The organism is Microbacterium galbinum (assembly GCF_023091225.1).
GTDB lineage: Bacteria > Actinomycetota > Actinomycetes > Actinomycetales > Microbacteriaceae > Microbacterium > Microbacterium galbinum.
On the sequence record NZ_JAHWXM010000001.1, the window covers coordinates 1,499,732 to 1,526,161 of the forward strand.

A 26,430-nucleotide genomic window follows, 5' to 3' on the forward strand; every position below is an offset into this window, starting at 1 on the left:
CCAACTCAGGAAGAACTGGGCCGCGCAGCCTGTTTCCACCCCGATCCAGGCCGATCCCGGGCGGTTTTCCTGAGTTAAGTACACCTGCCGCGGGCCGCGCCACGTCTACTCGCCCTTCTCGACCGAGGCAGACTGGACCCATGACCTCCGCCGCCTTCGACCTCGCCGCGATCGGCGCGGGGCTCTCGTTCGCCTCCGCGATCGACGAGCTCCAGGCGGCGCTCGACACGAGTGCGTCGGTGGTCGTGAGCGCCCCTCCCGGCACGGGCAAGACCACGCTCGTGCCGCCGCTGCTCGCAACGCGATCGCCGGGCCGCGTGATCGTCACCCAGCCGCGCCGCGTGGCCGCCCGGGCCGCGGCGCGCCGGCTCGCTCAGCTCGACGGATCGCCGCTCGGCACGCGCGTCGGGTTCACCGTGCGCGGCGAGCGCGCCGTCTCCCGGGAGACACAGGTCGAGTTCGTCACGGCCGGGGTGCTGCTGCGCCGCCTGCTCGACGATCCGGACCTCGCGGGTGTGGATGCGGTGATCATCGACGAGGTCCACGAGCGCGCGCTCGAGACCGACCTGCTGATCGGCCTGCTCTCGGAGGTGCGCGAGCTGCGCGACGACCTCGCACTCATCGCCATGTCGGCAACGCTGGATGCCGAGCGCATCGCCGCCGTGATCGGCACCGACGACGAACCCGCGCCGATCGTCGACCATCGGGTGCCCGCCTTCCCCCTCACCGAACGGTGGGCGCCGAGCCCCGCTCCGCGCCTCGACGATCGCGGGGTGACCTGGGCGTTCCTCGATCACGTCGCGCGCACCGCGGCATCCGCTGCTCTCGATCTGCACCGCGACGATCCCGCTGCCGACGCGCTGGTCTTCGCACCGGGCGCGCGCGAGGTGTCGGAGATCGCTCGCCGCATCCGCGACACGACCGACGTGTTCGACGTGCGGGAGCTGCACGGTCGGATGCCGGCGGCCGAACAGGATGCCGTGATCCGCGGCCGCCGCCCTGCCGAAGAACCCCGCATCATCGTCACGACATCACTCGCGGAGTCCTCGCTGACCGTGCCGGGCGTGCGACTGGTGGTCGACACCTGCCTCGCCCGCACTCCGCAGCGCGACGCCGGGCGCGGGATGACGGGGCTCGTCACCACCGTGGCCTCCCGTTCGTCGAGCGTGCAACGCGCCGGCCGCGCGACCCGCCAGGGAGCGGGGACGGTCGTCCGCTGCGTCGATGAACGCACCTATGCCACGGCACCAGCGCGTCCGACTCCCGAGATCGCCTCGACCGATCTCGCGGATGCCGCCCTGCTGCTCGCCAGCTGGGGCGCACCGGGAGGCAAGGGTCTGCGACTGATCGACCCGCTCCCCTCCGAGAGCCTGGCCGACGCCCTCACGGTGCTGCACGGCCTGGGCGCGATCGACGACGACGGTCGCGCGACGCCCGAGGGCCGAGCCCTGGCACGCATCCCGACCGATCCGCGGCTCGCCCGCGCTCTGCGTGACGGCAGCCCGGTCGTGGGCTCTCGCCTCGCCGCCGAGGTCGTCGCGCTGCTGGGCGGCGACGTGCGCACGGCGGACTCCGACGTCGCGCAGGCGCTCATCGCCCTGCGGGGCGGACGAACTCCGGACTCTCGCCGGTGGCGCAGCGACGCGGATCGCCTCGAGCGCCTGACAACCTCGGCAGCGGGTGTGCGCTCCGATCTCGACGGTGTCGGCCTGGTGATCGCCCTGGCGTTCCCCGAGCGGATCGCCCGCCGCGTCGACCGCACGGCGAGCGGGGCGACGTTCCTGCTGGCCTCCGGCACCCGCGCGGGAGTGAGCGGTTCGCTCGCGGCCCTCGAGTGGCTGGCCATCGCCGACGTCACGCGGGCGTCCGGGCGCGCGGCGGCCGGTTCGGGGGCGATCGTGCGATCGGCTGCGATGCTCACCGAGGAGCAGATGGAGCAGGCGGCGAGCCACCTGCTCACCGACCGCGTCGAGGCGGAGTTCGTCGGCGGTCGCATCCAGGCGCGTCGCGAGCGCCGGGTGGGCGCCATCCTGCGCTCTTCGGCTCCGGTGCGCGCGTCTGCCGACGAGGGGCGGGATGCCGTGCGCCGCACGCTGCAGCGCGAGGGGCTGAGCATGTTCGCCTGGTCGGCATCCGCCGTCGAGCTGCGGAGCCGCCTGGCGTTGCTGCACCGGGAGCTGGGGGCGCCGTGGCCGGACGTCTCGGATGCCGGACTCCTCTCGGCCCTCGATTCCTGGCTCGCACCCGAGCTCGACGCTCTGGCCAGCGGTACCCCCGCGGCCCGGCTCGACCTGACCTCGGCACTGCGGCGCCTGCTCCCGTGGCCCGAAGCCGGGCGTCTCGACGAGCTCGTACCCGAGCGGCTCGAGGTGCCGAGCGGTTCGCGCGTCCGCATCGTGTATCCGACCCCCGACGATCCGGATGCCCGACCGGTCGTCGCCGTGAAGCTGCAGGAGTGCTTCGGCTGGGCAGAGACTCCCCGGTTGGTCGACGGTCGCGTGCCGGTGCTCTTCCACCTGCTCTCCCCCGCCGGGCGCCCGCTCGCCGTCACCGACGACCTCACCTCGTTCTGGTCGGGTCCGTATGCGCAGGTGCGCGCCGAGATGCGCGGCCGCTACCCGAAGCATCCGTGGCCCGAGGATCCCTGGGCGGCCGCCCCGACTCGACACACGAAGAACCGCGCCGCGCGCTGAGGCCGTTCGCCGCGGTCAACGCGTGCGTCGGCGCAGCGTCAGCGAGGCGAGCACGAGCGCGCCGATCGCGAACGCCACCACGATGAGCAGCGGCCCGAACACGTCCCACCCTTCGTCTCCCGCAGCGACGGCGTTGATCGTGTCGATCGCGTGGCTCAGCGGCAGCCAGTCCGAGATCGCGAACAGCACGTCGGGCATCTGGTCACGGGGCATGAACAGGCCGCCGAGGATGATCTGCGGGAAGACGAGCAGCGGCATGAACTGCACGGCCTGGAACTCGGTCTGCGCGAACGCGCTCGCGAGCAGTCCGAGCGCGGTGCCGAGCAGGGCGTCGACGATCGCGACGAGCCCGAGCTGCCAGAGCGGCCCCTCGACGTCGAGCCCGCACACTCCCACCGCGAACGACACGGTGATCACCGCCTGCAGCAGGGCCATGACTCCGAAGGCGAGTGCGTACCCGAGGATGAAGTCGGCCTTGCCGAGCGGCGTCGTCATGAGTCGCTCGAGCGTGCCCGATCGGCGCTCGCGCAGCGTGGTGATCGAGGTGACCAGGAACATCACGATGAACGGGAACAGTGCCAGGATCGCGCCGCCGAACTGATCGAACACCCCGTCCTGGTCGCTGAACAGCCAGGCGAAGAGCCCGACGAGCAGGCTCGGGGCGATGAGCATGAGGGCGATCGAGCGGGGGTCGTGACGCAGCTGCGCGAGCACGCGCCCGGCGGTTGCGAGCATCCGTGCGCCGTTCAACGCGGGGCCTCCGTCCCGCGGGCGCGGCGCGATCGGCGCGTCTCGCCGGCACCAGGACCGGCAGGAGAGACGGATGCCGCGGCCTGATCGCGTTCGATCAGCGTGAGGAACGCGGCCTCGGCGTCGGGGGCGCCGGTCTCGTCGAGGAGTCCCTGCGGGGTGGTGTCGGCGATGATCCGGCCGTCGCGCAGGAGCAGGAGGCGGTCGCAGCGGGCGGCTTCGTCCATCACGTGGCTCGAGACGACGAGGGTCACGCCGCGATCGGCGAGGCCCCGGAACAGCGTCCACAGTTCGGCGCGCAGCACGGGGTCGAGGCCGACGGTCGGCTCGTCGAGCACGACGACCTCGGGCGATCCGATGAGGGCGATCGCGAGCGACACGCGATTCAGCTGCCCGCCGCTGAGCGACTCGACGAGCTGGCCGGCCTGCGCGCGCAGCCCGACCTCGGTGAGCACGCGATCGACGTCGCCCTTCGGCGCCTTCAGCAGGGAGGCGAAGTACGCGAGGTTCTGCCGCACCGTGAGGTCGGCGTAGACCGCGGCGCCCTGGGTGCCGTAGGCGACGCGATGGCGCAGCTGCGGCGATCCGCCCAGTTCCCCCAGAACCGTGACCCGACCCGCGTCGATGCGCTGCACGCCGACGATCGCCCGCATCAGGGTGGTCTTGCCGCAGCCCGAGGGTCCGAGCAGCCCGGTGATCTGTCCGCGAGGAATGCGCAGATTGATGCCATCGAAGACGTGTACGGGCCCCCTCCGCACCCGGAGCCCCGTGATCTCGACCGCGGCTCCCTCGCCGCCCACCGAACCGCTCATGGTGCGATTATGCTCCGGCAGGAATGCCCGAGCCACCCCTCAGCACTCGATGACGTTGACCGCGAGGCCGCCCTCGCTCGTCTCCTTGTACTTGGTCGACATGTCGAGTCCGGTCTGGCGCATGGTCTCGACGACCGCGTCGAGCGAGACGTAGTGGCTGCCGTCGCCGCGCAGCGCCAGTCGGGCGGCGGTGACGGCGGTCGAGGCGGCGATCGCGTTGCGCTCGATGCAGGGGATCTGCACGAGGCCCCCGATCGGGTCGCACGTGAGTCCGAGGTGGTGCTCCATCGCGATCTCGGCGGCGTTCTCGATCTGGCGGTTGGTGCCGCCCATCACGGCGGTGAGTCCGCCGGCGGCCATCGCGCAGGCCGATCCGACCTCGGCCTGGCAGCCGCCCTCGGCCCCCGAGATCGAGGCGTTGGCCTTGAAGAGCGACCCGAGAGCCGTGGCGGTCAGCAGGAAACGACGGATGCCGCGGCGGCGGTTCGCCTCGGCGGTCTGCTCCTCGTCCAACGCGTCGGAGGGGGCGAGCGCCCGAGCATCCGATTCGAATCCCAGCAGCGCGCTGCCGACCAGCTCGCCGTACGGAGTGACGGCGTTGCCCGCCCCGAGGCCGGAGTCGGCGAGGAACCGCCACCAGTACATGGCGACGGCGGGCAGGATGCCGGCGGCACCGTTCGTCGGGGCGGTGACGACACGTCCGCCCGCGGCGTTCTCCTCGTTGACGGCGAGCGCGAAGGCACCGAGCCACTCGCCCGGGAGTTCGCGGTGGCCGTCGGCCTCCGAGGCGTCGAGCTGCCCGCGGATCACCCCGGCACGTCGCTTCACCTTGAGGATGCCGGGCAGCACACCGTCGGAGTGCAGGCCGGCGTCGACGCATCCGGCCATTGCGTCCCAGATCGCGTCGAGCCCCGCGGCCACCTCTGCTTCGCTGCGCAGGGAGGTCTCGTTGAGGCGCGCGACCTCAGCGATCGAAAGCCCGTGCTCGTCGCAGAGCGCGAGCAGCGACGCGGCATCCGCGTAGGAATAGGGGAACCCGGAGGTCGCGAGCGCGGCCTCCTCGCCCTCGCGACGGATGAACCCACCGCCGACGGAGTAGTAGGTCTCCTCCACCACCGCCTCGCCGTCGCTCGCCCACGCCGTGAGCGTCATGGCGTTCGGGTGCCCGGGCAAGCGCGTGCGCGGGGCGAAGACGATATCTTCCTTCGCGAAAGCGACCTCATGGGCGCCGGCGATGACGAGGGGTGCGCCCGCGGGATAGTCGCTCCACGCCGATCGCACCGCGGCGGGGTCGCAGGTCTCGGGCGAGAGTCCACGGAGGCCGGCGACGACGGCATCCGGGGTTCCATGGCCGATGCCGGTCGCGCCCAGCGAGCCGAAGAGTGTGCACCCCACGCGCGAGACGCGATCGAGCGAGCCTGCGGCGGCGAGCCGCTGCGCGAAGTCGAGAGCCGCCCGCATCGGTCCGACCGTGTGGGAGCTCGAGGGCCCCACTCCGATGGAGAAGAGGTCGAAGGCCGAGACGTACGCTGTCACCCCTTCAGGCTACGCCGGATCGTCGATGTCGGTTCACCTTCGTTAACCCGCTGACTCACTACTGTGGGCGTGTGAGTGATGACACCGGAATCCTGATCTTCCTCGCCGTCGGCGTTCTCGTCGTGATCGGCATCGTCGTCTTCGGCGTGCTGAGCTCGCGCCGCAAGAAGAACGCCACCAGCCGCACGTTCAGCGTGCGCTCCGGCCGCATCGGCACGCAGCCGTTCCTCGAGAGCAGCGACCTCGCCCTCGACGACAAGCGCCAGGAGGAGCTCTTCCGCCTCACCTACGAGATCGGCGGCTCGCTGCAGATCCCCTCCGACGACGAGCCCGACGACCGCACCGTGCACATCTCGCGGATCGGCCGCAGCCTGCGCGCCGGGTTCCCCCAGGCGAAGATCGGCCTGTCGGTGTACTTCCGCGAGTGGGAGAACAGCGAGTTCCCCGCGCGCTTCCCCGTGCGCGGCGACCATGGAACCACGGCGGTGACGATGGATGCCGCGGGCGTGACGGCCCTCGATGCGAACAGTTCGATCGTCTGGACCTCGCCGTGGCCGGCGCTGCGATTCTCGAACGGACCCGACCTGGTGCTGCTCGACGGCAGCGGCAAGACCGTGCGCCTGCAGCCGGCGGATGCACAACCCGAGGTCGAGGAGATCGTCATCAAGTACGGCACGCTCCAGCAGATGCACTTCTGAGCGCGCGTCAAGCCCCTTCAAGCGGGGCAGCTGCGACGGCATCCTGAACGTCAGACATCGCGAAGGGAGCGATCATGACGAACAGCACCCCCGAACCCACCGACGACCTCTCCGCCGAGGCGCAGACGCCCACGCCGACTCCGGCATCGGATGCCGAGGGCGAAGTAACCACGCCGGTTGCGGCCGAGTCACCCGAAGACGCCGATCCGAGCGAGGTGCCGAGCACCGAAGACCTCCAGGAGCCGAGCACCGAGAAGGACCCGGGTGAAGAGCCCAAGGCCCCGAAGCGCGACGAGCCCGAACCCGACCATGAGGCGGTCGGGATCGGGGTCGTCGACACCGAGGACTGAGTTTCCGCGGGTGTGGGGCCCTTCGACAGGCTCAGGGACCCACTAGCGCGGCTCGGTCGCGGACCGAAACCGGGTCGCGGGCAGCGACTGGGTCGCGGACCAGAACTGGGTCGCTGAGCCTGTCGAAGCGCCCCGCCACAAGAAACCCCTACTCGACGAGCTTGCCCGCCGTGTCGACCTCGCGCATGAGTTCGGCGATCTCCTCGGGGATCTCGGGGATCACCTCGCGCGTCACGCCGTCGCGCGGCGACCAGACGAGGTTCACCTGCAGCGTCGGGTCGGTGTCGGGGAAGTCGCTGCGGTTGTGGCATCCGCGGGTCTCACGACGCTCGAGCGCCGCCTCCATCGTCGCCCGCGCCGCGAGCGCCGATGCCTTGAGGTCGAAGGCGTGCGCGAGGTCCTGGAACCCGGCGATGTCGGGGTGGATGCCGATGTCTTCCATACGCCCCTCGATGAGATCGAGTTCGGCGAGGCCCTGACGCAGACCCTCCTCCGAGCGCACGACGCCGGCGTGCTCGGTCATGGTGTTGCGGATCGCGCGCTGCAGGGCGCGCACGTTCTCGCGTCCGTCGGCGGCGAGGAGGTCGTCGATCTCGGCTCGTGCGCCGGCGACGGCATCCGCTGACCGCTTCTGGGCGTCGAGCGATGCCGCGTGCTCCATCGCGGCCTGGCCGACGATGCGTCCGTAGACGAGCAGTTCGATGAGCGAGTTGCCGCCGAGGCGGTTGGCGCCGTGGAGCCCGCTCGAGGCCTCGCCGATGGCGTAGAGGCCGTCGACGTCGGTCTGGTGGTCTTCGGGCCGCACCCACACGCCGCCCATCGAGTAGTGCGCGGTCGGCGCGATCTCGATCGGGTCGGTGGTGATGTCGAGCATCTGCAGCTCCATCATCGTCTGGTAGACGCGGGGCAGGCGGGTCATGATCGTCTCGCGCGGCAGGTGCGAGACGTCGAGCCAGACGCCGCCGTTCTCGGTGCCGCGCCCCTCCTTGATCTCGGTGTACGCGGCGAGCGCGACGCGGTCGCGGGTCGACAGCTCCATGCGCTCGGGGTCGTACTTGGGCATGAAGCGCTCGCCGAGGGCGTTGCGCAGGATGCCGCCTTCGCCGCGTGCCGCCTCGGAGATGAGGGTGCCGGCGGCGTTCTCGGGCTCGATGATGCCGGACGGGTGGAACTGCACGAGCTCGGGATCGCGGAGGCGGGCTCCGGCGTCGACCGCGAGGCGGAAGGAGTCGCCGGTGTTCTCGTCGCGGCGCGAGGAGGTGCGGCGCCAGATGCGGTTGTGTCCACCGGCGGCGAGGATGACGGCATCCGCGTGGATCAGGTAGCGCGTACCGTCGGCCTGGTCGAAGCCGTAGGCGCCGAAGACGACGTTGTCGCGCACGAGCAGGCGGGTGATGTAGACGTTGTCGAGGATCGGGACCTCGAGCTGCTCGGCCTTGCGCACGAGGGTGCGCTGGATCTCGAGGCCGGTGTAGTCGCCCGAGAAGGCGGTGCGGCGGAAGGTGTGCGCGCCGAAGAAGCGCTGCGAGATGCGTCCGTCGTCTTCGCGGGCGAAGTCCATGCCCCAGCGTTCGAGGTCGCGGATGCCGCGTTCGGCGCCCTGCGTGACGATCTCGACGGTGTGGGGGTTGGCGAGCAGATAGCTCTCCTTGATGGTGTCGGCGGCGTGCTGCTGCCAGCTGTCGTCGGCGTCCATGGTGCCGAGGGCGGCGTTGATGCCGCCGGCGGCGAGGGAGGTGTGGGCATCCTGTCGGGGGCGTTTGCCGACGGCGAGGACGTCGATGCCGTGTTCGGCGACCTCGATCGCCGCGCGCAGCCCGGATCCGCCGGTGCCGATGACGAGGATCGTGGTGGAGATCTGACGTTCGCGAGTACTCATGCTCTCGACGCTAGTTAGGTCACCCTAATAACTCCAATGCATAGTTCCTCTTCGAACCATGTTGGTAGCCTATGGACATGAACCTCGAGCAGTTGCGCGGATTCGTCGAGGTCGCCCGCCTCGGGCACTTCACGCGGGCGTCCGAATCGCTGCACCTCGCGCAGCCGTCGCTCAGTCGGCAGATCTCGACGCTCGAACGCGAACTCGGTGCCGAACTCTTCCATCGCGCGCGCGGCCACATCGCCCTCACCTCCGCCGGCGAGACGCTGCTCCCCCGCGCCCAGCGCATGCTCGCCGAGGCCGAGGCGATCAAGGAGGAGATGGGCGAGCTCGCCGGCATCCGTCGCGGACGCGTGCGCCTGGGCGCCCCGCCCACCCTGTGCATGAGCCTCGTCGCCGAGGCGCTTGCGGCCTTTCACGTCGCGCACCCCGGTGTCGAGCTGCAGCTCGCCGAGGCCGGATCGCGCGCGCTGGTTGAGCAGGTCGCCGTCGGCGCGGTCGACATGGCGCTCATCACCGAATCGGCCGGCCCGCCGCCCGCGGGCGTGAGCCTGACGCGGATGCCGCTGCTGGCCGAAGAGCTCGTCGTCGTGTCGTCGGCGTCTCAGCCGCCGGTGTCGACGGCATCCGCCATCGGCCTCGACGAGCTCGCCACCCTGCCGCTCATCGTCTTCGACGAGACGTACGAACTGCGCGCGACGACGGATGCCGCGTTCCGCAGCGAGGGCCTCGAACCCGCGCCCGTGCTCGCCGGCGCCGAGATGGACGCCGTGCTGCGCTTCGTCGAACGCGGTCTCGGCGTCGCCGTCGTGCCCGCGATGGTGCTGCTCGACCAGCCCGGCTTGCGGTCGATGCGCCTGTCGCACCCCATGATGACCCGCACGGTCAGCCTCGCGCACCGCTCGGACGTACGGCCGGCGATCGCGGTGTCGGCCATGCGGAAAGTGATCGTCGCGACCGCGGTGGAGGTGGCGCGGCGGGACCCGGCGATCACGAGCCTGGTGGAGGGGTAGGGGTCTAGCGCTCCTCAACCGGGTCGCCCGGCCGATCTTCACGCGAGCACACGAGAGCCTCCGCTTCACTCATCAAGTACTGTCGCCAGCTCTCCGTCATGGCCGCCAAGCCAGAGGGGGTGCCTTCCTCCAGCGGCATGTATCTCACGAACGGTGCCACCGACTCCGGGTAGCCGAAGTCGGCGTAGATCAGTTCGACGAACTCGAAAGGATCCTTCAGATTCTCCCTGAGTTCGTACGTCGCGAGCAGCTCGAGATAGAGCCACTTTCGGACAGACAGCTCCGGCTCGAGCGTCGCCTGTTCTCCCACACCGAGGATCTCCCGAATATCCGCGATCGCGCTGCCATCGAGCTCCGAGAGCTCCTGGATGACCGGGTCGACAGGCGATTCGAGATCAGCGCGCTTCGCCAGAGCGACGACAGTCGTCGGCTTCACGATGCCAAGCGATAGCCCGAGTCGCAGGTCGTCAACCGTGAGATCAACTCCGGAGCGACTGAGAAACCGAATGTCGAGTTCAAGCCTCATCGACTCACCACCCGTTCACGTCCTTCGGGATCGGCACGAACCGCCCACTCACCACTGTTCCTCCGCCGGCGCGGACCCGGGGTTCAGCAGCTCGCCGACAGCATCCAGCACGATGCGGGCAGACGCCTCGGCCTCCAGTATCTCCAGTTCCTGACCCAGAGTGAGGTTGCGGCGCTCGCGTAACTCGGCGTAGCCGGCCCACGCGGCGTCGAGCGCGTGCAGCTGCTGCGCTGCGTCCCACACATCGCTGTCGCTCACGCGACCGGAGACGTAGAAGTCGCGGAGAACTGTGCGCGTGAGCATCCGTCGGCTGTCGTTCTCCAGCGCCTCGATCGCGCGCGTCCGCGCGACCTCCGTGCGCGCAACGCTCCCGCCGCCGATGCGCCAAATCGAGAGGCCGAGCCCGAGGACCGTGAGGAGGCCGAACGTGAGGAGCAGAAGTCGCATCCACAAGGGCGGATCGTGCATGCCGTCCGCCAGAACGGTCGTGCCGACGAGTACGCCCGCGCCGAGCAACACGATCAACCCCGCGGCGATCCCGCGCGTGACGATCTTGGCGTTATCCGCACGAGTGTCGATGTTCTCGATCTCGCGGAGGGTCTTGTCGCGCGTGCGCGGGTCGAAGACGTAGGTGGCGAGCCATTCCGACCAGCGGGGTTCGCTGGCGATCGGCCCGAGTTCGCGCGCCTCCACAGCGGGCGGCTCACCCGGGTTCGACCGGCGCCGCCAGAGCGGACCTGCGATCGACGGCGCCAGGTGTTCGTCTCGCGAGTTGTTCATGAGGTAGGTCGCGCGCCACTCTTCAGGGCATCGCGCCAGTGTTCTAACGATCTCGGCGGCGCTGGCTTCGGCAGGTGACCCGTCCCCGGGGAATCGCAGGAAGACCTGGAACGGATGCTCCGGGTCCCGGTCGAGGAGAGATGAGAGCCACACTCTGATCCGCGCAGGATCGTCGTGGTCGGGACCGACCCAGTCGAGCTTCACCCCGCGCTCGCTGAGGAGCTCGTGATCCACCCGACCGAACACCAGGCGCCGTGCGGCATCCATCGGAGTCTCCCACGAGCGATCGGCCCGGACGCGCTCGACCTCGTTTTCGTATGCGCCAACGGGGAAGGAGACACCCGCGTCAACGCCGTTCGGCACGCCGCTCACCCAATCCCAGTGAACGGCCTTGCCGTCGGGCGAGATGTCGATATCGACCCAGTCGCACTCGGAATCCCCACATCCCGGGCACGATGAGATCAGCGCACGCCGCTCGTCGACCTCGACCGTGAAGTGGTCGATGTCGACGGGGTGGAGGCCGGAGGAGAGGCTGGCGGCGACTGAGACGTCATTGATGTAGATGCACAGCTCCACGCCCGTGCTGCTCGCCTCCGACGGCTCGATCGCGAAGCGGATGCTGTCACTTGCGATGCGCTCCCAGCGACGCCCGTCGATCACGCGCGGCACCCATCGTTCTCGTCTGGGCGGGTGGGGGATGCCGAGCTCTTCGCACGCAGCGAGGAGAAGCCGCTCGGTGGCGACCTCGTCGTTGGCCGGCTGCCCGGCGAGAATCCGGAGGCTCGGGCTGTCGAGGTCGTCGACGAGGGCGGCCACCGCGGCATCGATGACGCGGAGGCTCCAATCCTCGCCCCTCGCGTGCACCGCGCGGACGATCGCGTCGAAGAATCGGAGTTCGGGGGTTTCAGTCATTGAGGGACCTCCTGTTCCCCACCGCATCAGCGACCCCACATGACTTCACCATCGCAGCCAATGCTCCTTCTTCCACTCCAGAAGACACCGACGGCACCGCCTCGACCGCGATCACACGCCGGACGAACATCCAGATCAGGCCAACGCCCACGAACAGCGCGCTCCCCAGCACCATCCACATCGGCACGGCGCGGGCCCAGCCCTCGACCTGCACCTCGTCGACGACGAACCCGAGCCAGAATGTGACTGGCCCGCACGATGCGGCGATCGCCCCGCTGACGGAGAGGTGCCACGGAACGCCCGTCTTGCGAATCATCAGCCGCACCAGCACGCAGACCACCACTGCGACGGTGAACGCCACGGGAAGAGCAGCAATGTTGCGCGCGAGGGCGTCGCGGCGCTCTTGTGCGAGAAGCTCCCAGGCGGCGGTGAAGGACGGTGTCCACGACCCGACGGAGATCGCCAGCGCGAGCGCCGCGAGCCCGAGATATGCGAACGCCGCGATGATCGTCTGCCAGACCGCACGCGTGCGCAGCGACATTACCGACGCGCCACCTATGCCTGCTTCTGGTCGCACCAGAATCACCCCCTCATGAATAAGACGACCTACTGCGTCGAACATGACGGCGCTACGCCACCTGTTACGCGAACGAGACGAGAAGCCTCGAGTGCTTCAGCGTGCGAACACCATCGGGAGCATCAGCTCCAGCGCCTGCATGGTGAGAACGACGGTCCAGTACGTCATCGCCACGAAGGCCAGCGACTGCGAGATCACCGACACCATCAGCGGCGCACGCTCGGTGCTGCCCTGCCGCCGGACGACGACGTGTCGCCCGATCACGTAGACCAGGGGCGACAGGAAGGTCCACGCCCAGGGAAACGGCTGGAGGAACCCGCGACCCGTCAGCGCGCGCACATCAAGCACGGCGAATCGAACGGATGCCGCGTACGCGCCCCATCCCAGAATGAACGACGTCCACAGCCACGGGCTGAAGAAGAGCTCGAAGAACAGTGACATGAACTCGCTCATGCTTTCCGCGGAGTCGTATGTCGGCCGGTCTACGCGCGCGACATCATCGACCATCAGTTGGACGATTTGCGGGAAGATCCGCTGCCAATCAGCGAGGTAGCCGAACGCCAGAATCGACGTCAAGATCGGCAGGGCGACGATGAGCCAGTTCCAGACGGTGCGCGAGCTTGCCGGCGGAAGGCTCTGCGCCGGAGGCACGATCATGCGTTAGCCTCGCGTTCGGCATCCGTTCGGTCATCGAGGTTCACCGTCGTGTAGAGGTCGACGCCGAGCGCCGCGACCTGCGCCATCAGCTCGGCCGGCAGCACGAATCCGCCCTGGGCGGAGTCGGAGTCGGCCGTCCACCAGATGCAGGTCTCACAGTCCGCCGGAAGCAGAGGCACCCTCCCCGCTACGGGACGGCAGGCATCGAGCAACCAGCGCAGCGCGACAGTGCCGGTTCGGTCGTCTTCGGTGTTGTCCATCCGGTCGGAGTCGATGCACCAGACGTTGCACTCCTGCACACGACCCGAGCGCAGAACTGTGCCTCTGGGGATGACCCCGGTGGGCTGGATGCCGAGCACCTCCGTGATGGATGCCAGTGGCGTCTCCATCGATCGCACGACGAAGGATGCCAGCCCGGATTGAATCATGCGCGCCACTCACCGTTTCCTTTGTTCATCATCGCTCTTGAAGCTCTTCCAGAATCTGTAGAGTCCGTTTCCCAGCGCGATGATGCCGAGGCCGCCGGCCACGGTGACCTCGAACGGTTGGTCTTCCCGCCTCGTAGTCGGAACTCCATCGCGGACATCCAGCCAGTACGCGAGCGCCATCAGCGCGACCCCCGCGAAGAACAGGACGAGGTTCAACCACCGATACGCGTTTCGCCTACGGGCGCTCACTCATCCTCCGATCGGCACTGTCGCAAGCAGCACGGCGAGAAGGATCAGAGTCGAGACACCGCACGAGCCGACGATCATTGCGTTGATCCGAATGCGGTCGCGAGTCGACGAACTGCGACGCGTGAAGGCCCGGGATCGACGATTCCGCTGTCGAATCGCGAGCAATGCGACCGTCGCCAGGACTTGCAAGGCGCCAAGCCCCGCCACCATGGCCGTTGTCTGGACCGCAAGCGGCACGTGCAACCGGAAGAACAGGATCACCAGCGAGGCCAGCGCCATAGCCAGCAAGCCGATCCCGAAGTTGACCGCCCACTTCGGATCGGCGTCGCGCACAATTCGCTCGGTGGCTTTCTGCCCGTAAACGTCGGCAAGAGCGCGGATGCCCTTGACGTTGAGCCGAATAGCTGTCCGAGGATTCACAATGAGCAATGCGCCGACCATCGACGTCGAGGAGACACCGAAGAGCATGATCGCCGCATCAGCGACGGCGGGTTCAGCCATGAACGTGCCGAGCTTCACCCCGTGCGCGACCGAGAACGTCGGCGAGTCGCCTGACGGGGGTCCCACTGCTGCTCTCGATCGTCACTCAGTTCCTCCGGTAGTCGCTATCGCTTAGAGCCTTCGTGGAATCACCGCAAAGGCCACGCCCCATTGAAGAGACGACCGAACGCCCGGAATATGACGCGACTTCGGACCATTCTTCGGGGTGTCAGCCGTTGCGATCAGCTCGTCGCCAGAAGGGGCTCCCTGAGCGACCGCGACGAGCCCGTCCGAGCCGTTCGTCTGTCTGCGTTCCCCTCGAGTGGTCCGGCTGGCCATCTCTCTCTCCCCCCCCCCCCCCCCCCCCCCCCCGGGTGCCACGGGCGACACAGCAGGAGGAAGATCGAGCTCTGCCAAGGCTCGGCCGACGGCTCTCCACCGCGCTGCCGATTCCGCGGAGAGTGGATGCCTCGGAGTCTCTTCGAGGTCCTTCAGCTCGTCACCCAGGATCACCTCGATGACTCGCGCAAGTGCATCATGCAGTGCCCGGGTAAGCAGGTACGCACCGATGTACTCGCCGTTCGGCACGGGTGCGAGCTCGGTCGTGTAGCACCGGGCGAAGGCGTCGGCCGCCTCCGCTCGGAGAAACGGGAATTCGATCGAGTCGATCCACGCCCTGAGGAACTCATCGCAGGGTCCGGCGTCCTCGAGGTGACGTTCATCGTCGAGGAAAAGCTGGGTGTGGACTTCATGCGGAGCGAACGAGTGCGCGCGTTCGATGGCTTGAGCGAAGGCCCCGTCGTAGACGAGGTCGACGAGGCGCGGCTCGGTCCGAGCGGCACGCATCAGCGGACCACGTCATGGCCGATGGCACGGAGCACGTCAGCCAGCCACACGAGACCGTACGACAGAGCAGCGTCCGGATGCGATGAGACCGACGCGAGGTGCGCAAGACTCTCACTCAGTTGCCCGATCGTGAGCGCACTCGGTTCGCGGATTACGTCGTAGAGATCATCAGCGGGGATCGACCAGAAGTAGTCCTCTCGAAGCGTCACGACCGGTCCTTCGAGCTGTTCGAGATGCCGCAGCAGCACGGACGTCGCCGCCCTGAGGGTCTCGATCGGCACGTGCAGTTCGTATGTCGAGCCGTCGTTGCTGTCACTCATCTTTGATTCCTTCCGATGGCTCTTCTAGGCGAGCGTTGTTTTCGCTACAGCAGGCAGATGCAGAGCGCGTCGGGTTCTGCCAGTGAGTTGCTCCAGACAACGACCTCAGCGTCGGATCTCGCTGGCGCTTCCAGCAGGATCTCGTTGCGGACGTTCATGACCGCGATCCGCCCGGAGGTGCGAATGACTCCTCGCCACCGAAGCGTCATCCCCTCTCCTGTCGAGCACTCATCGTCCGAATCCGAGAGACACACTGACGTCACACCGTCGAACTCGTTCATTGCGCCGACGGCAAGAGCACTATCGGTTGCCGCAACCGCGTCGCTTCCCATCGCCGTGGGCAGGCGCCCGACATCAGGATCGAGGACCAGAACCAGAGCATCAGGGATCGGCGCCGAGATGCTCCGCGGGCCTTGACGTTGTGGAAACCGCGTTGCTCGATCACCGAGGAACCTCGCTGAACGCGATCAGCTCGTCGACCCTGAACTTCTTCAGTTCTTCGTCCTGGCTCCAGCGCCTCACCGTGAATGCGAAGAGAAGCTGGTCGCCCTCATGCTCGATCACTGCCACGAGGACATCCGAGCCTCCGATCGTGGCGACGTCGGAGCCTCTCCACAGGCCGAGAACAGACGACGCCGGCAGTGTGAAGACGACGCCCGGCCGCCTCCAGCCCGCGATCAGTGACATTCCGGACGAGTCGATGACCAAGGTCGATTTCATTCCGCGACCGGCGTCCTTGCCCACCAGCCTCATCCGATGGGCCGCGACGAACAGATGTCGATCCCATTCCGTCCGCACCCGAACAGGCCCCTCTCCGACCTGCGATAACGGGATCGATACAAGGTTCGACAAGTCGTCGGGCAACCGAGGCGATCCGAAAGACTCGGCGTGATTTGCATTCCTCGACACCTGCGCCGCGATGTGCGGCGACGGATCAGGGCCCGCGACGTCAGACGTGGCGAAGAAGTCGAGACCGCTCGTCAACTGGTAATAGAGCACTATCGGGGTCACGATCACAAGCGCGACAGAAGCGATCAACAGTTCAGGAACCTGGATAGGAACGAACCACAGAATGAGCGCGCCGGAGATGCCGACGTACACCAGGCACACGACGACCATAATCATGCGGATGCGGCGCTGCCTCGCAGCCCACGTCCAGAAGCTAGGTGATGACAAGCTTGCCCACCGTTGATTCCCCCGATCATCCCGAACGCGCGCAGCGTTCGCAGTCCTCCGTTGCAGCGTCCGCCACTCCACTGAAGAGACGACCGAGCGCACGAATCATGACGCGACTTCGACAGATCCCGCGCTACTCCAGGCTGAACTAGAGCAAGTCGTTCAGGCTGACTCGATGCCACTCGCCCTTCCCCATATGAGAGACACCGACGAAAGGCGGTCGCTGTTCGGCCCGAAACATGAGTCGGAGAGGACCGTTCATCAGGAGCGACACAGTGTTGAAGTCGTACCAAGCGAGCGCATGCCGCAACCGGGTGTGCTGCGCCCAGCCGTGCACGAAGACCCATGCCAGAAACGCGATGGGAATGACCAGCCACAACAGGATGCTGCGTATGAACATCAGCAGGAGTCCGCCGACGATCTCGAGAAACCGCGCACCGCGGGTCGAAGCGCTCACGCTGCTCTCCTCGCCTGCGTCAGCAACGCCTCATCGCGACGAGGGGGATGTCGCGCTCGAAACAGTTCAGTACGCGTTATTGACGCGATCGTCTTCGAACACCTCCCCTCACCTTGAAAGCCCATGAATCGCTCGGCTCGTCAGCCCGAGCATGCCCGCTCGCGGACCCTGCCGTCCGAGTTGAGCCACATTCCGTTCGGCATGCCGTCCGCTGGGATCTCAAGTAGAGCTGACGGAGTTCCTGGGACGTCTCCCTGCACCTCAATGAAGTACTTAGTCCCAGGCTCGAGTGCTGGCATGGCGAACTCCACCGTCGAGAGTCCGTCGCTATCGGTGCCAGCTTGGAGCACAGTGCCAGCCCGAAGATCAGCCTCGCCCTCAGCATGCCAAATGGTCTCGTCGCTCGGTTCGCCCATTCCTCGATGCCATTCCTGGACGAGGATGTCAGTGGCGACCTGCCCCTCACAGACGGTGAAGAAAAGGTCTCCTCCGCTGACGAGCATCTCGTACTTGCCATGGTGGTAATAGTCATTGCACGCGGCCAACGAAAGGAGAAGTCCGATCAGAAGCGTCCCGGTCAGAGTCGCTCGAGAAGTAAACCGAAGCCTAGATGACTGACTCTCGGTACTACCACTTGAAGCAAATCTCTTCATATCCACCTCCAGGTCCAGCAGCCCATTCGATCGGGTTCAGGCACCCTCCGCCACGCTCATTGGGCCACTGCCCGAACACCCCGGACAAGATCAAACCCGCAGCCCAGACCGCGACGTATGCGTCGTTTCCCATTGTTGCCGACTGAACGGTGTGATTTGACTCGTGTCTGACGAGCTCAGGATGCGCGATGAAACCGTCTCGGGTGTAGTCCGTGACGATCACGTTTCCCAGAGTGATCGTTCCACCGAGCTTCGACCCTGCGCAGAGCACGAGCCCATTCTCGAACCAGTCGCAGCTCGCACCGCCGATCGCCGCAGTAGCGATGCCGAAAGCCGTCAGCGGGATGTTTCGCGCAAATCTTGCTACTCCCGCAGCAAGATTCCAAGCATTAGAGACTGCATCCACGACCCCTCGTAGGGCGCCTCCCGCCCACTGGTTGATCAGGCATGCCGCTGGATTCGGCATAAAGAAGCAGCTACTCGATCCACCAAACTGACTTCCCCGGCAGGCAGTGTCGCCGAATCCGCAGCCGACCATGTTGCGCAGGTGCAACTGAGTGGTGAAGTCCGAAGAACGATCCCTCGGATCCTTGGCGAAGTTGCGTGGCGCCTTACCGTCGAGATCCCCCATCGAGTGCTTGGGGAGCCTTGACCCCTTCTTCTTTCCTAGCGCAGCCGCGATCCCGCCCTTCTTCATCGCATTCTTCATGTTGGCCGTCGCGACGCCGCCCTTGAGTCCGCCACCGATCGGCAGGAACCCGAGGTGGTCGCTGAACGCGACCGGGGAGTTCTCGACATACGCGAACCGGTTCAACGACTGCGGGCGCACCAGCAACCCGCGCCACTCATCCGGCTGCACCCACGACCCGGTCGCGGTGTCGTAGTCACGGGCGTAGTAATGATCCAGCCCGAGAGTCGCATCACCCGGCTGCCCGTCGTTACCGACCAACGACGCCCACCCGGTGGACTCGAACCCGGCAGCACCGAAATCCGCATAATCCATGAGGTCCGTGATCCGACCCCCGGCATCCGCCGTCGCCGTCGCATTGCGCGCATCACCCAACACCCACGCATCGTCATACGCACCCGACTGGAACACGACCTCACCCGTCGGATCCCGCAACAACTCCGTCGACCCGTGCAACCCGCTATCCGTCGCAACCGGGGAAAGACCATCCCACGTCGTCCCGGTCGTATCCGACCCAAACCGGGTCTCATCCGTCACCGACGTCCGACGATCCAACCCGTCATACCTATACGACGTCGACCGCCCCTCCGTCTGCGTCGACAACAACCGCCCCGCCGCATCATGACCAAACGACGTCGGAACACCATCCACCGTCTGAGACGACCGATTACCCGCACCATCGAACGAGTACGACGCAGAACCCGCATTCACACCCGTCGTCTTGGTCGACGTGAGCTGCCCGGCGGCGTTGAACTGTGCCGTCAGATGAGAATCCCCCGCCTCAGCGCCCGTGACATCCCACGACGTGCGATTACCCGCCTCGTCATAGCCGTACGCGTTCGTCTCACCATCGGATGCCTCCGACTGCGTCAGGCGACCCAGGTTGTCGTACGTGAAGGTGTGAGAGAGGGTGTCGACTGTTTGCGTGGTGTCGGGCCCTTCGACAGGCTCAGGGACCGACGGTTCCGCGATCTCGGGACCCGTGATCGTGCGGACGGAGTCCGTCACACTGCCCGCGGCGTCGTACTCGTACGTGTACTCGAGCGACGCACCGGCGGGAACCGGAGACTCCACCTCGGGCAGCGTGCGCCGCTCGAGATAGTCCCACGTCTTCACGCACGGCTTCTGCCCACCCGCGGTCGGCGCCTGGCGCTCGGCGAGATACGTGCCCACGGCACGGCACTCCACGGCATCCGTCAGCAACGGCTCCGGCTCGGGCTCGGCAGGCACCGGCTCCGGCTCGGGCGTCTCGTGCAGCACCCGCGTGACCTGACCCAGCGGGTCGTACTCGAACGAGCTCGTCACCTGGTTCGGACGGGTGATGCCCGTCAACCGGCTCTCGGCATCCCACGCATACTCGACGACCCCCTCGGGCGTCGACTGCGTCGCCACGTCACCCGCGGCGTCGAACGTGTACGCCGTCTCGGTGCCATCCGGATACGTCAGCGACTCGCGCAGACCCGCCGGCGTGTACGTCGAGGTGAGCGTGTCACCCCGGGTGTCGGTCTGCTCGAGCAGACGACCCACCTCGTCGTAGACCCACCCGGTCGTGCCGGTCGGGTCATCCATCACGATCGGCTGCTGCTCGCCGCTGTACTCGAACGACACCTCGCCGTCCGCCCGCACCAGCGTCTCGACATCACTGCGCACGTCGTACGTGTATGCGGCCACGAGCCCGGCCGGGTTCGACACCCGCTCGACGCGACCGGCGTCGTCGTACGCCGTCTTCGTCTCGATGCCCGTCGGACCGGTCTCGGTCGTCTGACGCCCCGCCGCGTCGTAGGCGAAGGTCGTCTCCGCCCCCAGCGGGTTCGTGATCTTCTCGAGGAGACCCGTGGCGGTGTACGCGTACGCGGTCTTCACGTTCACATCGGCGGCGGCATCCGCCCCGGGCTCGTAACCCTCGATGACCCCGACGAGCTGACCCGCCTCGTCGTACGAGAAGGCTGTCGCCTCGCCGACCGGATCGACGGCCTGCGTCTGCCGGCCGGCCTTGTCGTAGGCGTACGCGCTCACGCCGCCCGCGGCATCCGTCGCCGTCACCAGGCGCGATGCCTTGTCGTAGGCGTAGGTCGTGACCCCGCCGAGCGCATCGGTCTGCGACACCAGGCGCCCGGCGGCATCGTAGGCGTAGGTCGTGCGCGCCCCACCGGGCGCGACGATCGCCGTCTGCTGCCCGTTGCGGTCGTACTCGATCGCGGTCGTGCGACCGTCGGCATCGAGGATGCTCGTGATCCGCCCCACGGCGTCGTACGAGAATTCGGTGACCGCACCGGTGGCATCGGTCTCACGCAGCACCTGGCCGGCGGCATCCACCTCGTAGAGCGTCGGATTGCCGTTGCGGTCGACGACCCCGATGAGGTTGCCGTCGATGTCGTACAGGTACTCGGTCTCGAACCCGGCCGGGTCGGTGACGAGCGTCACCCGATCCATCGGGTCGTACTCGTAGGTCGTGACGCCGCCCGCGGCGTCGGTCTGCGACACCACGCGTCCGGCGGCGTCGTACTCCACCGACGACGCGGCACCCGTGGCGTCGGTGGTCGTGACCGGGCGACCGAGATCGTCGATCGTCGACGTCGTCTCGGCACCGAGAGGATCGACGGATGCCGTCTGCACCCCGGTCTCGTCGTACCGGCGCTCCCACTCCCCGCCGTTCGGATCGATGACACCCACCGTGCGGTAGGCCTCGTCGAGCACGAACGCGGTGGTTCCGCCCTCGGCATCCGATGACGCCGTCAGGTTGTCTTCGCCGTCGTAGGCGAACGTCGACGCACCGCCCTCGGGGTCGGTCGCCGTGACCAGGCGCGCCAGCGCATCCCACGTGTAGCCGGTGACCGCGCCCATCGGGTCGGTCGCCGCCGTCAGCTGCCCGTTGCCGTCGTAGGCGTAGGTGGTGACCCCGCCCTCGGCATCCGTCGTCGATGCGAGGCGGTCGCCCGCATCCCAGGCGAACGACGAGACGCCGCCGGCCGCATCGGTCACCGCGGTGAGGCGGTTGCTCGCGTCGTAGGCGTACGTCGTGACCCGGCCGATCGCATCGGTCGACGACACCAGGTTGCCCCGCGCGTCGTACGCATAGGTCGTGGCGGCTCCCGACGGCAGGATGCTGCGCGTCAGGTCGCCCGCCGCGTTGTACTCGAACCGCACAGACGTGCCGTCGGCCTGCTGCACCTCGGTGATCAGGCCCTGCGCGTTGTAGACGTTGGTCTCGGTGCGGTCGCCGTCGAGATCGGTCGCCGTCTCGACGTCGCCGCCATCGGTGTACGTGTAGCTCGTGACGGTGCCCGACGGGTCGACCTCCTCGAGCAGGTTGCCGTCGTCGTCGTAGGTGTACTCCCACGTGCGACCGGCCTCGTCGGTGTGCGACGACACGTTGCCGACGTCGTCGAACTCCCACGTCGCCTTCTCACCGGCGGTGTCGACGATGCCCGTGATGCGGGCCTTGTCGTCGTACTCGAACACGGCCACGCCGCCCTCGTTGTCGGTGTAGGTCGTCTTGCCATCGGCGTACGCGAAGGTGCGCACGTTGCTCTCGGCATCCAGCTGCCGCACCACGCGGCCCGCCGCGTCGTACTCGTTCACGAGATACGTGACGCCGTTGCCGTCGGTGGCCGTGAGCATCCGGTGCTCGGCGTCGTACGTGAACGACTGCACGGTGCCGTCGGCGCTCGTGATCGACATCAGATCGCCGGCGTCGTTGTAGGCCAGCGACCAGGTGCGTCCATCCGGCAGTGTGAAGCCCGTGATACGCCCGACGCCGTCGCTCGCGACCTGCACGGTCTGCCCGGCGGCGTCGGTGATCGAGGTCAGCGGCGTGAACTGGTGCACGTCGGGGTCGGATGCCCCGTACGTGAGGGTCGTGGCGTTGCCCTGGCGGTCGACGTGCCGGGTGAGCTCGCCGATGCCCCAGATGTCGGCGGCGTCGAAGACCCAGGTCTCACCCTCGTCACTCGTGAGGTTCAGCTGGCCCGCGCCGCCCTCGGTGAGCGTGAGGCCGAGCCCCTCCTCGCCCGTGTAGCCACCGGCGCCGTCGCTCGCGAAGACGAATGACGCACCGTCGCCGCGCACGACCATGACCGAGTCGTCGTCGAAGCGCTGCGCCCGGGCTCCCAGCCCGAACGTCCAGCCCGCGCCGACCCGCGAGAGCCGGCCGTCCTGCGCGTTGTATACGAGGTTCGCCGCGATCGACTGCGCGCCGGGGCCCGCCAGGTCGAACAGCGGGAACGACTCGACCAGGTTTCCGGTCGAGAACGACACCGGATCGGCGCCGTAGGTCTGGTAGTTCTGGTAGCCCAGGTGGCGCCAGCGGGCGAGCTCGGCCTGCGACGGCGGCGAAGGCCAGCCGCCCAGCACGGGGTCGGTGCAGTCGAAGCCGATCGACTCGAGGTACCCGCCGAGGCTGCGGAACGTGCCGTCGACGATGCTGCCGAAGCCCTGATCGATGACCGGGCGGTCGTAGTTGTGGTCGAGGAACAGCGTCTCGACGTGCGCGTACGCCCCCGGCACCCCGCCGAACTGCGCGAACGGGAAGTTCGCGTTCGACGGCTCGATGTTCGACGGACGCCCCGTGTACGTCGGCATGTGCGTGACGAACGAGTCGCGCAGCTGGTTGTCGGCACCCGAGCCGCGCGAGTAGGCCATCGTGCCGCCCTCGGCCTCGTTGCCCCACGCGTACCCGTTCCAGGTCGCGAAGCCGAAGCTCACGGTGGCGACGGGGTTGGCGGATGCCGCGACCCCTGCGCGGGTATCACGGGAGACGAACGGGATGCCGGCCGGCCGTGTCAGCACGACCTGCGCCTTGCACTGCAGCGCGAGGTAGTTGGCGAGGCCCTCGACGAGGTTCCAGTTGTACGGGAACTCGGTCGCCGGAGCCGGCGTCTGCACGACGCCCTCGTCGTTGTCGGGGTCGAGCACCACCACCGGTCCCGGCGGAACCGGGAACGGGGTCCCGATCACCACGAACTGCGACAGGTGATCGGACTCGCCCTTGACCGTCTGCGTCTCGGCGTCGAAGTACGACGGCAGCTCGGTCCACGGCTCGTCGGGCGTCGAGCGCGTGTAGATGCGCAGGGTCGAGGTCTCGACCTCGGCCTCTTCGACGCGCGCCATGTCGACGTCGAACTCGAGCGTGATGCCCGGAATCACGTCCTTGACGACCGGGCCGTGCTCGGGGTCGTCGCTGGGCAGATCGATCAGCTCGGCGGGGAAGCTCGTGACCTTCTCGCCGGCATCGTTCAGCGCGACGATCTCGACCGGATCGCTCACCACCACACCCGAGGTGTCGACCACGGCCGAGCGGCGCGCCTGCGCCTCGGACGGCGCCTCGGTGAGACTGAGCGAGACGGGAGCCTCGAGGTCGTGGCCCGAGAACGTCGCCTGCACGCCGAGCGCGTCGGAGGCGATGTCGGTCGGCTCGCCGGGGGCGAGATCGGATGCCGCGGCCGAGGTCTCGATCGGCTTCGAGGTGCCGGTGGAGGTGTGGGTGGTGGCGCTGGTGGTCGTGGAGATGCCGCCCTGGACGGGCGGGGCCGCCGGGGCGGGGGTCTCGGTGGCGGTGCCGGTGGTGTCGTCGGTGGTGTCGTCGGTGTCGTCGGTGTCGTCGAGCTCACCGTCGGCGTTCAGGCCGGCGGCCGCGTAGACCTTCTGCAGCACCTCGGAGCGGGCCTGCTCCATGACCTCTTGGGGCGTGAACGGTGCGGGCGCCACGGCGCCGACACCGAGAACCAGCGCCGCGATCGCACTGACCGCGACGGACCTCGACCACATCAGCGACCAGCCTCGGTGGAGTCGTCGGTGTCGGGCGTCGTGTCGGTCGTGGTGTCGGGGGTCGTGTCGGGCGTCGGGTCGGTGCCTTCGGCACCCGGGGAGGTGTCGGCTTCTGCGGCGGGTTCGTCGAAGACGTCGAGGTCGGAGTCCGCGTCGGCATCCGAGTCGGTCTTGGTCGGCGCAGCGGCATCCGTATCGGTATCCGTGTCGGTGTCGGCATCCGCGTCATCACCCGAGTCGATGTCCGCCGTGGCGGCGGCGTTGCGGCGGCGCTGCCAGATCCAGAGTCCGAGGCCGCCGCCGATCAGCACGACGGCGAGGATGATGATCCACAGGGCGATCGTGCCACCGGTGATGGCGAGGTCGTCGACGCGCACGACGCAGGCGGCGAGCTCCGCAGCATCCGAGACGCCGTTGCCGTCGTAGTCCTCCGAGCCGTCCGCGCAGGTGCGCGTGCCGCAGATCACGAACTCGACCCAGTCGCCGATGCGGTCGCCGTCGGCGTCTTCGAGCGAGTTCGAGCAGGTGTCGGTGCCGCAGACGAGGCGCTCGGCGAAGTCGGGGATGCCGTCCTTGTCGCGGTCGGCCGTGGGCGAGGCGCACGTGGTGCTGCCGCACGAGAGCACTTCGGTCCAGTCCGGGATGCCGTCGGCGTCGCGGTCTTCGGTGCCGATCGCGCAGGTCGCGGTGCCGCAGACCTCGCGCTCGACGACGTCGGGGATGCTGTCGCCGTCGGAGTCCTTTTCATCCGCCGAGGCGAACACCACCGGAGCGGCCGCGACGCTCGCGATCACCGTGTCGGTGGAGGCGGGTTCGACCGCTTGTGCCATGACCGGTGTCGACATCAGCGACACCAGTGCGACTGCTCCGACGATTGCGCGCGCGACAACACGTCGCACCATGTACTTGGGCAAAGTCATCCCCCCGGATGCTCACAGGCGCCTCATATGCGCCGCTCTGGGGATTCACAGTGGCCTATGTCTTCGCGCAATTGCAAGCCGAATTGCGCGACACGCCGGGCGCAGAAAAAAGATTCCGTTCTCGCGTCATAAAACGCGGAGTTCCTCGTCTAGGCGGTAGCACGAGCACTTTCCCCGCCCGCCGCTTTTGGCATTTTGGTATATCGGGTGCGGGCGTTTATCCGTCGCGAATTTCGAATTCGTGCGGGGCGGGATCCTTCGACAGGCTCAGCGACCCAGTGCAGAGACGGGGCGACCCGGTGAGGGTGGGTCCCTGAGCTTGTCGAAGAGTCCCCCACAAGACACTCCTCCCCCGGCACAACTTCGGAGATCCGATTCGACACGCCGAACGAACGGATGCCGCGACCGGCGCGTCACGCCAGAACTCCGAAGTTGTGCGGGGGCGAGACACTCCCCGGGGACGAGAAAACCCCCGCCGCTCTCGCGACGGGGGTTTCAGGTGCTGTGCGCCCGAAGGGACTCGAACCCCTAACCTTCTGATCCGTAGTCAGATGCTCTATCCATTGAGCTACGGGCGCCCAGCCCGCTCAGCGGGCCGTGGAATAGCCTACATGAGACTCGACGCGAAAGCGAAACGAGCCCCTCAGGCGGTCTCGGCGGACTCCTTCTCGGCGTCCTTCTCCTTCTTCTTGCGCTTCGCCTTGGCGCGCTGCAGCGACGACAGCGCCTGCAGATCGACGAGCCGCAGCGCCTGCATCCGCGCCTCGCGCATGCGGGAGTAGTCAGGATCCTGATCGGGACGCATGCCCTCGACACGGAGTCGACGGTCGAGGTTGTGCCGCACGTCGGACCACGCACCCTCGCGCGCCTCTTCGACCATCGCGCCGAGCTGCTCGGGGTCGTCCATCATCTCGCGCAGCTTCGCCGCGACGCCGCTCGACTGCTTCGCCCGTCGCCGCAGGTTGCGCACATCGCGGTCGCGGTAGTCGTGCGTGCCGCGCGGATCGGAGTGCCGACCACGGGCCCGCTTGCGCAGGGCGGTGACGTTCGCGGCCGCAGCCTCGGACTCCTCGGCCATCGCTCGCAACGCCTCACGGGCGTCGGCGATGTACTTCTCGGTGTCGAAGATCCCGTCCTCGGCGATCGTCCCGACGAGGATGTGGTTCTTGATCGCGAGGCGCGCCGCAGCGGTCGCGATCGCGACGCCTTCGGCGATGGCATCCGCTGTTCGTCCCACCGGAACCTCCTCCCTTCGAGCGTACCC

At 67.8% G+C, this 26,430-nt stretch carries 23 protein-coding genes and 1 tRNA gene; 4 read left to right on the plus strand and 20 right to left on the minus strand.

The features are described from left to right. Positions 1 to 140: 140 nt before the first annotated feature. Complete coding sequence (hrpB, locus tag KZC52_RS07210; protein WP_247623368.1) at positions 141 to 2,693, plus strand: ATP-dependent helicase HrpB; 2,553 nt, start codon at positions 141 to 143, stop codon at positions 2,691 to 2,693. A 15-nt stretch (positions 2,694 to 2,708) separates the two neighbouring features. Here hrpB and KZC52_RS07215 read toward each other — a convergent pair whose 3' ends face one another. Genes KZC52_RS07215 through KZC52_RS07225 form a run of 3 tightly spaced genes read right to left on the minus strand, consistent with a single transcriptional unit; the run spans position 2,709 to position 5,791 of the window. Further along, positions 2,709 to 3,428 (minus strand): ABC transporter permease, encoded by a 720-nt coding sequence (locus KZC52_RS07215; protein ID WP_372491563.1) that lies wholly within the window; start codon positions 3,426 to 3,428, stop codon positions 2,709 to 2,711. 11 nt (positions 3,429 to 3,439) lie between these two features. Beyond that, on the minus strand, positions 3,440 to 4,255 hold the full coding sequence (locus KZC52_RS07220; RefSeq protein WP_247623370.1) for an ABC transporter ATP-binding protein: 816 nt from the start codon (positions 4,253 to 4,255) through the stop codon (positions 3,440 to 3,442). A gap of 39 nt (positions 4,256 to 4,294) precedes the next feature. After that, on the minus strand, positions 4,295 to 5,791 hold the full coding sequence (locus KZC52_RS07225; RefSeq protein WP_247623371.1) for an L-serine ammonia-lyase, iron-sulfur-dependent, subunit alpha: 1,497 nt from the start codon (positions 5,789 to 5,791) through the stop codon (positions 4,295 to 4,297). 71 nt (positions 5,792 to 5,862) lie between these two features. Here KZC52_RS07225 and KZC52_RS07230 point away from each other — a divergent pair, with 71 nt between their 5' ends. Beyond that, positions 5,863 to 6,489 carry a hypothetical protein gene (locus KZC52_RS07230; protein ID WP_247623372.1) on the plus strand — a complete coding sequence of 209 codons (627 nt, stop codon included), beginning with the start codon at positions 5,863 to 5,865 and terminating at the stop codon, positions 6,487 to 6,489. Positions 6,490 to 6,563: 74 nt separating this feature from the next. Continuing rightward, positions 6,564 to 6,839 (plus strand): hypothetical protein, encoded by a 276-nt coding sequence (locus KZC52_RS07235; RefSeq protein ID WP_247623373.1) that lies wholly within the window; start codon positions 6,564 to 6,566, stop codon positions 6,837 to 6,839. A 148-nt stretch (positions 6,840 to 6,987) separates the two neighbouring features. Here the strand turns inward: KZC52_RS07235 and KZC52_RS07240 are convergent, their stop codons facing one another. Continuing rightward, positions 6,988 to 8,718, minus strand: a complete 1,731-nt coding sequence (locus KZC52_RS07240; protein WP_247623374.1) for an L-aspartate oxidase — start codon at positions 8,716 to 8,718, stop codon at positions 6,988 to 6,990. Positions 8,719 to 8,795: 77 nt separating this feature from the next. Between KZC52_RS07240 and KZC52_RS07245 the strand changes: the two genes are divergently transcribed. Then, positions 8,796 to 9,731, plus strand: a complete 936-nt coding sequence (locus KZC52_RS07245) for a LysR family transcriptional regulator (protein ID WP_247623375.1) — start codon at positions 8,796 to 8,798, stop codon at positions 9,729 to 9,731. A 4-nt stretch (positions 9,732 to 9,735) separates the two neighbouring features. Here KZC52_RS07245 and KZC52_RS07250 read toward each other — a convergent pair whose 3' ends face one another. The 16 genes from KZC52_RS07250 to KZC52_RS07325 all read right to left on the minus strand — a co-directional run bounded on the left by KZC52_RS07250 (position 9,736) and on the right by KZC52_RS07325 (position 26,403). Continuing rightward, positions 9,736 to 10,257 carry a DUF2247 family protein gene (locus tag KZC52_RS07250; RefSeq protein ID WP_247623376.1) on the minus strand — a complete coding sequence of 174 codons (522 nt, stop codon included), beginning with the start codon at positions 10,255 to 10,257 and terminating at the stop codon, positions 9,736 to 9,738. A 48-nt stretch (positions 10,258 to 10,305) separates the two neighbouring features. Beyond that, positions 10,306 to 11,949, minus strand: coding sequence for a hypothetical protein (locus KZC52_RS07255; RefSeq protein WP_247623377.1), 1,644 nt, complete (start codon positions 11,947 to 11,949; stop codon positions 10,306 to 10,308). Beyond that, positions 11,942 to 12,490, minus strand: a complete 549-nt coding sequence (locus KZC52_RS07260) for a hypothetical protein (RefSeq protein WP_247623378.1) — start codon at positions 12,488 to 12,490, stop codon at positions 11,942 to 11,944. Before KZC52_RS07260 ends, KZC52_RS07255 begins: the two co-directional genes overlap by 8 nt. Before the next feature lie 132 nt (positions 12,491 to 12,622). Further along, entirely contained in the window at positions 12,623 to 13,183 is a 561-nt protein-coding gene (locus KZC52_RS07265) for a hypothetical protein (protein WP_247623379.1), read from the minus strand. Next, positions 13,180 to 13,611, minus strand: coding sequence for a DUF4279 domain-containing protein (locus KZC52_RS07270; RefSeq protein ID WP_247624728.1), 432 nt, complete (start codon positions 13,609 to 13,611; stop codon positions 13,180 to 13,182). Before KZC52_RS07270 ends, KZC52_RS07265 begins: the two co-directional genes overlap by 4 nt. 9 nt (positions 13,612 to 13,620) lie before the next feature. After that, positions 13,621 to 13,827, minus strand: a complete 207-nt coding sequence (locus tag KZC52_RS07275; protein ID WP_247623380.1) for a hypothetical protein — start codon at positions 13,825 to 13,827, stop codon at positions 13,621 to 13,623. Between the two features lie 33 nt (positions 13,828 to 13,860). After that, positions 13,861 to 14,361 (minus strand): hypothetical protein, encoded by a 501-nt coding sequence (locus KZC52_RS07280; protein ID WP_247623381.1) that lies wholly within the window; start codon positions 14,359 to 14,361, stop codon positions 13,861 to 13,863. Positions 14,362 to 14,472: 111 nt separating this feature from the next. After that, positions 14,473 to 15,186: a hypothetical protein gene (locus KZC52_RS07285; RefSeq protein ID WP_247623382.1), complete on the minus strand. Its 714-nt coding sequence runs from the start codon at positions 15,184 to 15,186 to the stop codon at positions 14,473 to 14,475. Next, on the minus strand, positions 15,186 to 15,506 hold the full coding sequence (locus KZC52_RS07290) for a hypothetical protein (protein ID WP_247623383.1): 321 nt from the start codon (positions 15,504 to 15,506) through the stop codon (positions 15,186 to 15,188). Before KZC52_RS07290 ends, KZC52_RS07285 begins: the two co-directional genes overlap by 1 nt. A 441-nt stretch (positions 15,507 to 15,947) precedes the next feature. Beyond that, positions 15,948 to 16,631 (minus strand): hypothetical protein, encoded by a 684-nt coding sequence (locus tag KZC52_RS07295; protein ID WP_247623384.1) that lies wholly within the window; start codon positions 16,629 to 16,631, stop codon positions 15,948 to 15,950. A 199-nt stretch (positions 16,632 to 16,830) separates the two neighbouring features. Continuing rightward, positions 16,831 to 17,139 carry a hypothetical protein gene (locus tag KZC52_RS07300; RefSeq protein WP_247623385.1) on the minus strand — a complete coding sequence of 103 codons (309 nt, stop codon included), beginning with the start codon at positions 17,137 to 17,139 and terminating at the stop codon, positions 16,831 to 16,833. A 140-nt stretch (positions 17,140 to 17,279) separates the two neighbouring features. After that, on the minus strand, positions 17,280 to 17,642 hold the full coding sequence (locus tag KZC52_RS07305; protein WP_247623386.1) for a hypothetical protein: 363 nt from the start codon (positions 17,640 to 17,642) through the stop codon (positions 17,280 to 17,282). Between the two features lie 124 nt (positions 17,643 to 17,766). Further along, on the minus strand, positions 17,767 to 24,246 hold the full coding sequence (locus tag KZC52_RS07310) for an RHS repeat-associated core domain-containing protein (RefSeq protein ID WP_247623387.1): 6,480 nt from the start codon (positions 24,244 to 24,246) through the stop codon (positions 17,767 to 17,769). Beyond that, a complete protein-coding gene (locus KZC52_RS07315; protein ID WP_247623388.1) occupies positions 24,246 to 25,166 on the minus strand; it encodes an LAVTG motif-containing sortase-dependent surface protein in 921 nt (306 codons plus the stop codon). The genes KZC52_RS07310 and KZC52_RS07315 overlap by 1 nt, the downstream gene beginning before the upstream one ends. A 505-nt stretch (positions 25,167 to 25,671) precedes the next feature. Then, positions 25,672 to 25,744 (minus strand) — tRNA-Arg (locus tag KZC52_RS07320). A gap of 65 nt (positions 25,745 to 25,809) precedes the next feature. Next, a complete protein-coding gene (locus tag KZC52_RS07325) occupies positions 25,810 to 26,403 on the minus strand; it encodes an asparagine synthase (protein ID WP_247623389.1) in 594 nt (197 codons plus the stop codon). Positions 26,404 to 26,430: the final 27 nt, after the last annotated feature.

Excerpts from the sequence above, each read along its gene's own strand:
- KZC52_RS07290 (WP_247623383.1), bottom strand. The coding sequence starts at position 15,506 with ATGAGTGACAGCAACGACGGCTCGACATACGAACTGCACGTGCCGATC.
- hrpB (WP_247623368.1), top strand. The coding sequence starts at position 141 with ATGACCTCCGCCGCCTTCGACCTCGCCGCGATCGGCGCGGGGCTCTCG.
- KZC52_RS07255 (WP_247623377.1), bottom strand. The coding sequence starts at position 11,949 with ATGACTGAAACCCCCGAACTCCGATTCTTCGACGCGATCGTCCGCGCG.
- KZC52_RS07245 (WP_247623375.1), top strand. The coding sequence starts at position 8,796 with ATGAACCTCGAGCAGTTGCGCGGATTCGTCGAGGTCGCCCGCCTCGGG.
- KZC52_RS07295 (WP_247623384.1), bottom strand. The coding sequence starts at position 16,631 with ATGATTATGGTCGTCGTGTGCCTGGTGTACGTCGGCATCTCCGGCGCG.
- KZC52_RS07265 (WP_247623379.1), bottom strand. The coding sequence starts at position 13,183 with ATGATCGTGCCTCCGGCGCAGAGCCTTCCGCCGGCAAGCTCGCGCACC.
- KZC52_RS07250 (WP_247623376.1), bottom strand. The coding sequence starts at position 10,257 with ATGAGGCTTGAACTCGACATTCGGTTTCTCAGTCGCTCCGGAGTTGAT.
- KZC52_RS07215 (WP_372491563.1), bottom strand. The coding sequence starts at position 3,428 with ATGCTCGCAACCGCCGGGCGCGTGCTCGCGCAGCTGCGTCACGACCCC.
- KZC52_RS07235 (WP_247623373.1), top strand. The coding sequence starts at position 6,564 with ATGACGAACAGCACCCCCGAACCCACCGACGACCTCTCCGCCGAGGCG.
- KZC52_RS07280 (WP_247623381.1), bottom strand. The coding sequence starts at position 14,361 with ATGGCTGAACCCGCCGTCGCTGATGCGGCGATCATGCTCTTCGGTGTC.
- KZC52_RS07305 (WP_247623386.1), bottom strand. The coding sequence starts at position 17,642 with ATGCTCGTCAGCGGAGGAGACCTTTTCTTCACCGTCTGTGAGGGGCAG.
- KZC52_RS07310 (WP_247623387.1), bottom strand. The coding sequence starts at position 24,246 with ATGTGGTCGAGGTCCGTCGCGGTCAGTGCGATCGCGGCGCTGGTTCTC.
- KZC52_RS07285 (WP_247623382.1), bottom strand. The coding sequence starts at position 15,186 with ATGCGTGCCGCTCGGACCGAGCCGCGCCTCGTCGACCTCGTCTACGAC.
- KZC52_RS07240 (WP_247623374.1), bottom strand. The coding sequence starts at position 8,718 with ATGAGTACTCGCGAACGTCAGATCTCCACCACGATCCTCGTCATCGGC.
- KZC52_RS07270 (WP_247624728.1), bottom strand. The coding sequence starts at position 13,611 with ATGATTCAATCCGGGCTGGCATCCTTCGTCGTGCGATCGATGGAGACG.
- KZC52_RS07220 (WP_247623370.1), bottom strand. The coding sequence starts at position 4,255 with ATGAGCGGTTCGGTGGGCGGCGAGGGAGCCGCGGTCGAGATCACGGGG.
- KZC52_RS07260 (WP_247623378.1), bottom strand. The coding sequence starts at position 12,490 with ATGTCGCTGCGCACGCGTGCGGTCTGGCAGACGATCATCGCGGCGTTC.
- KZC52_RS07315 (WP_247623388.1), bottom strand. The coding sequence starts at position 25,166 with ATGACTTTGCCCAAGTACATGGTGCGACGTGTTGTCGCGCGCGCAATC.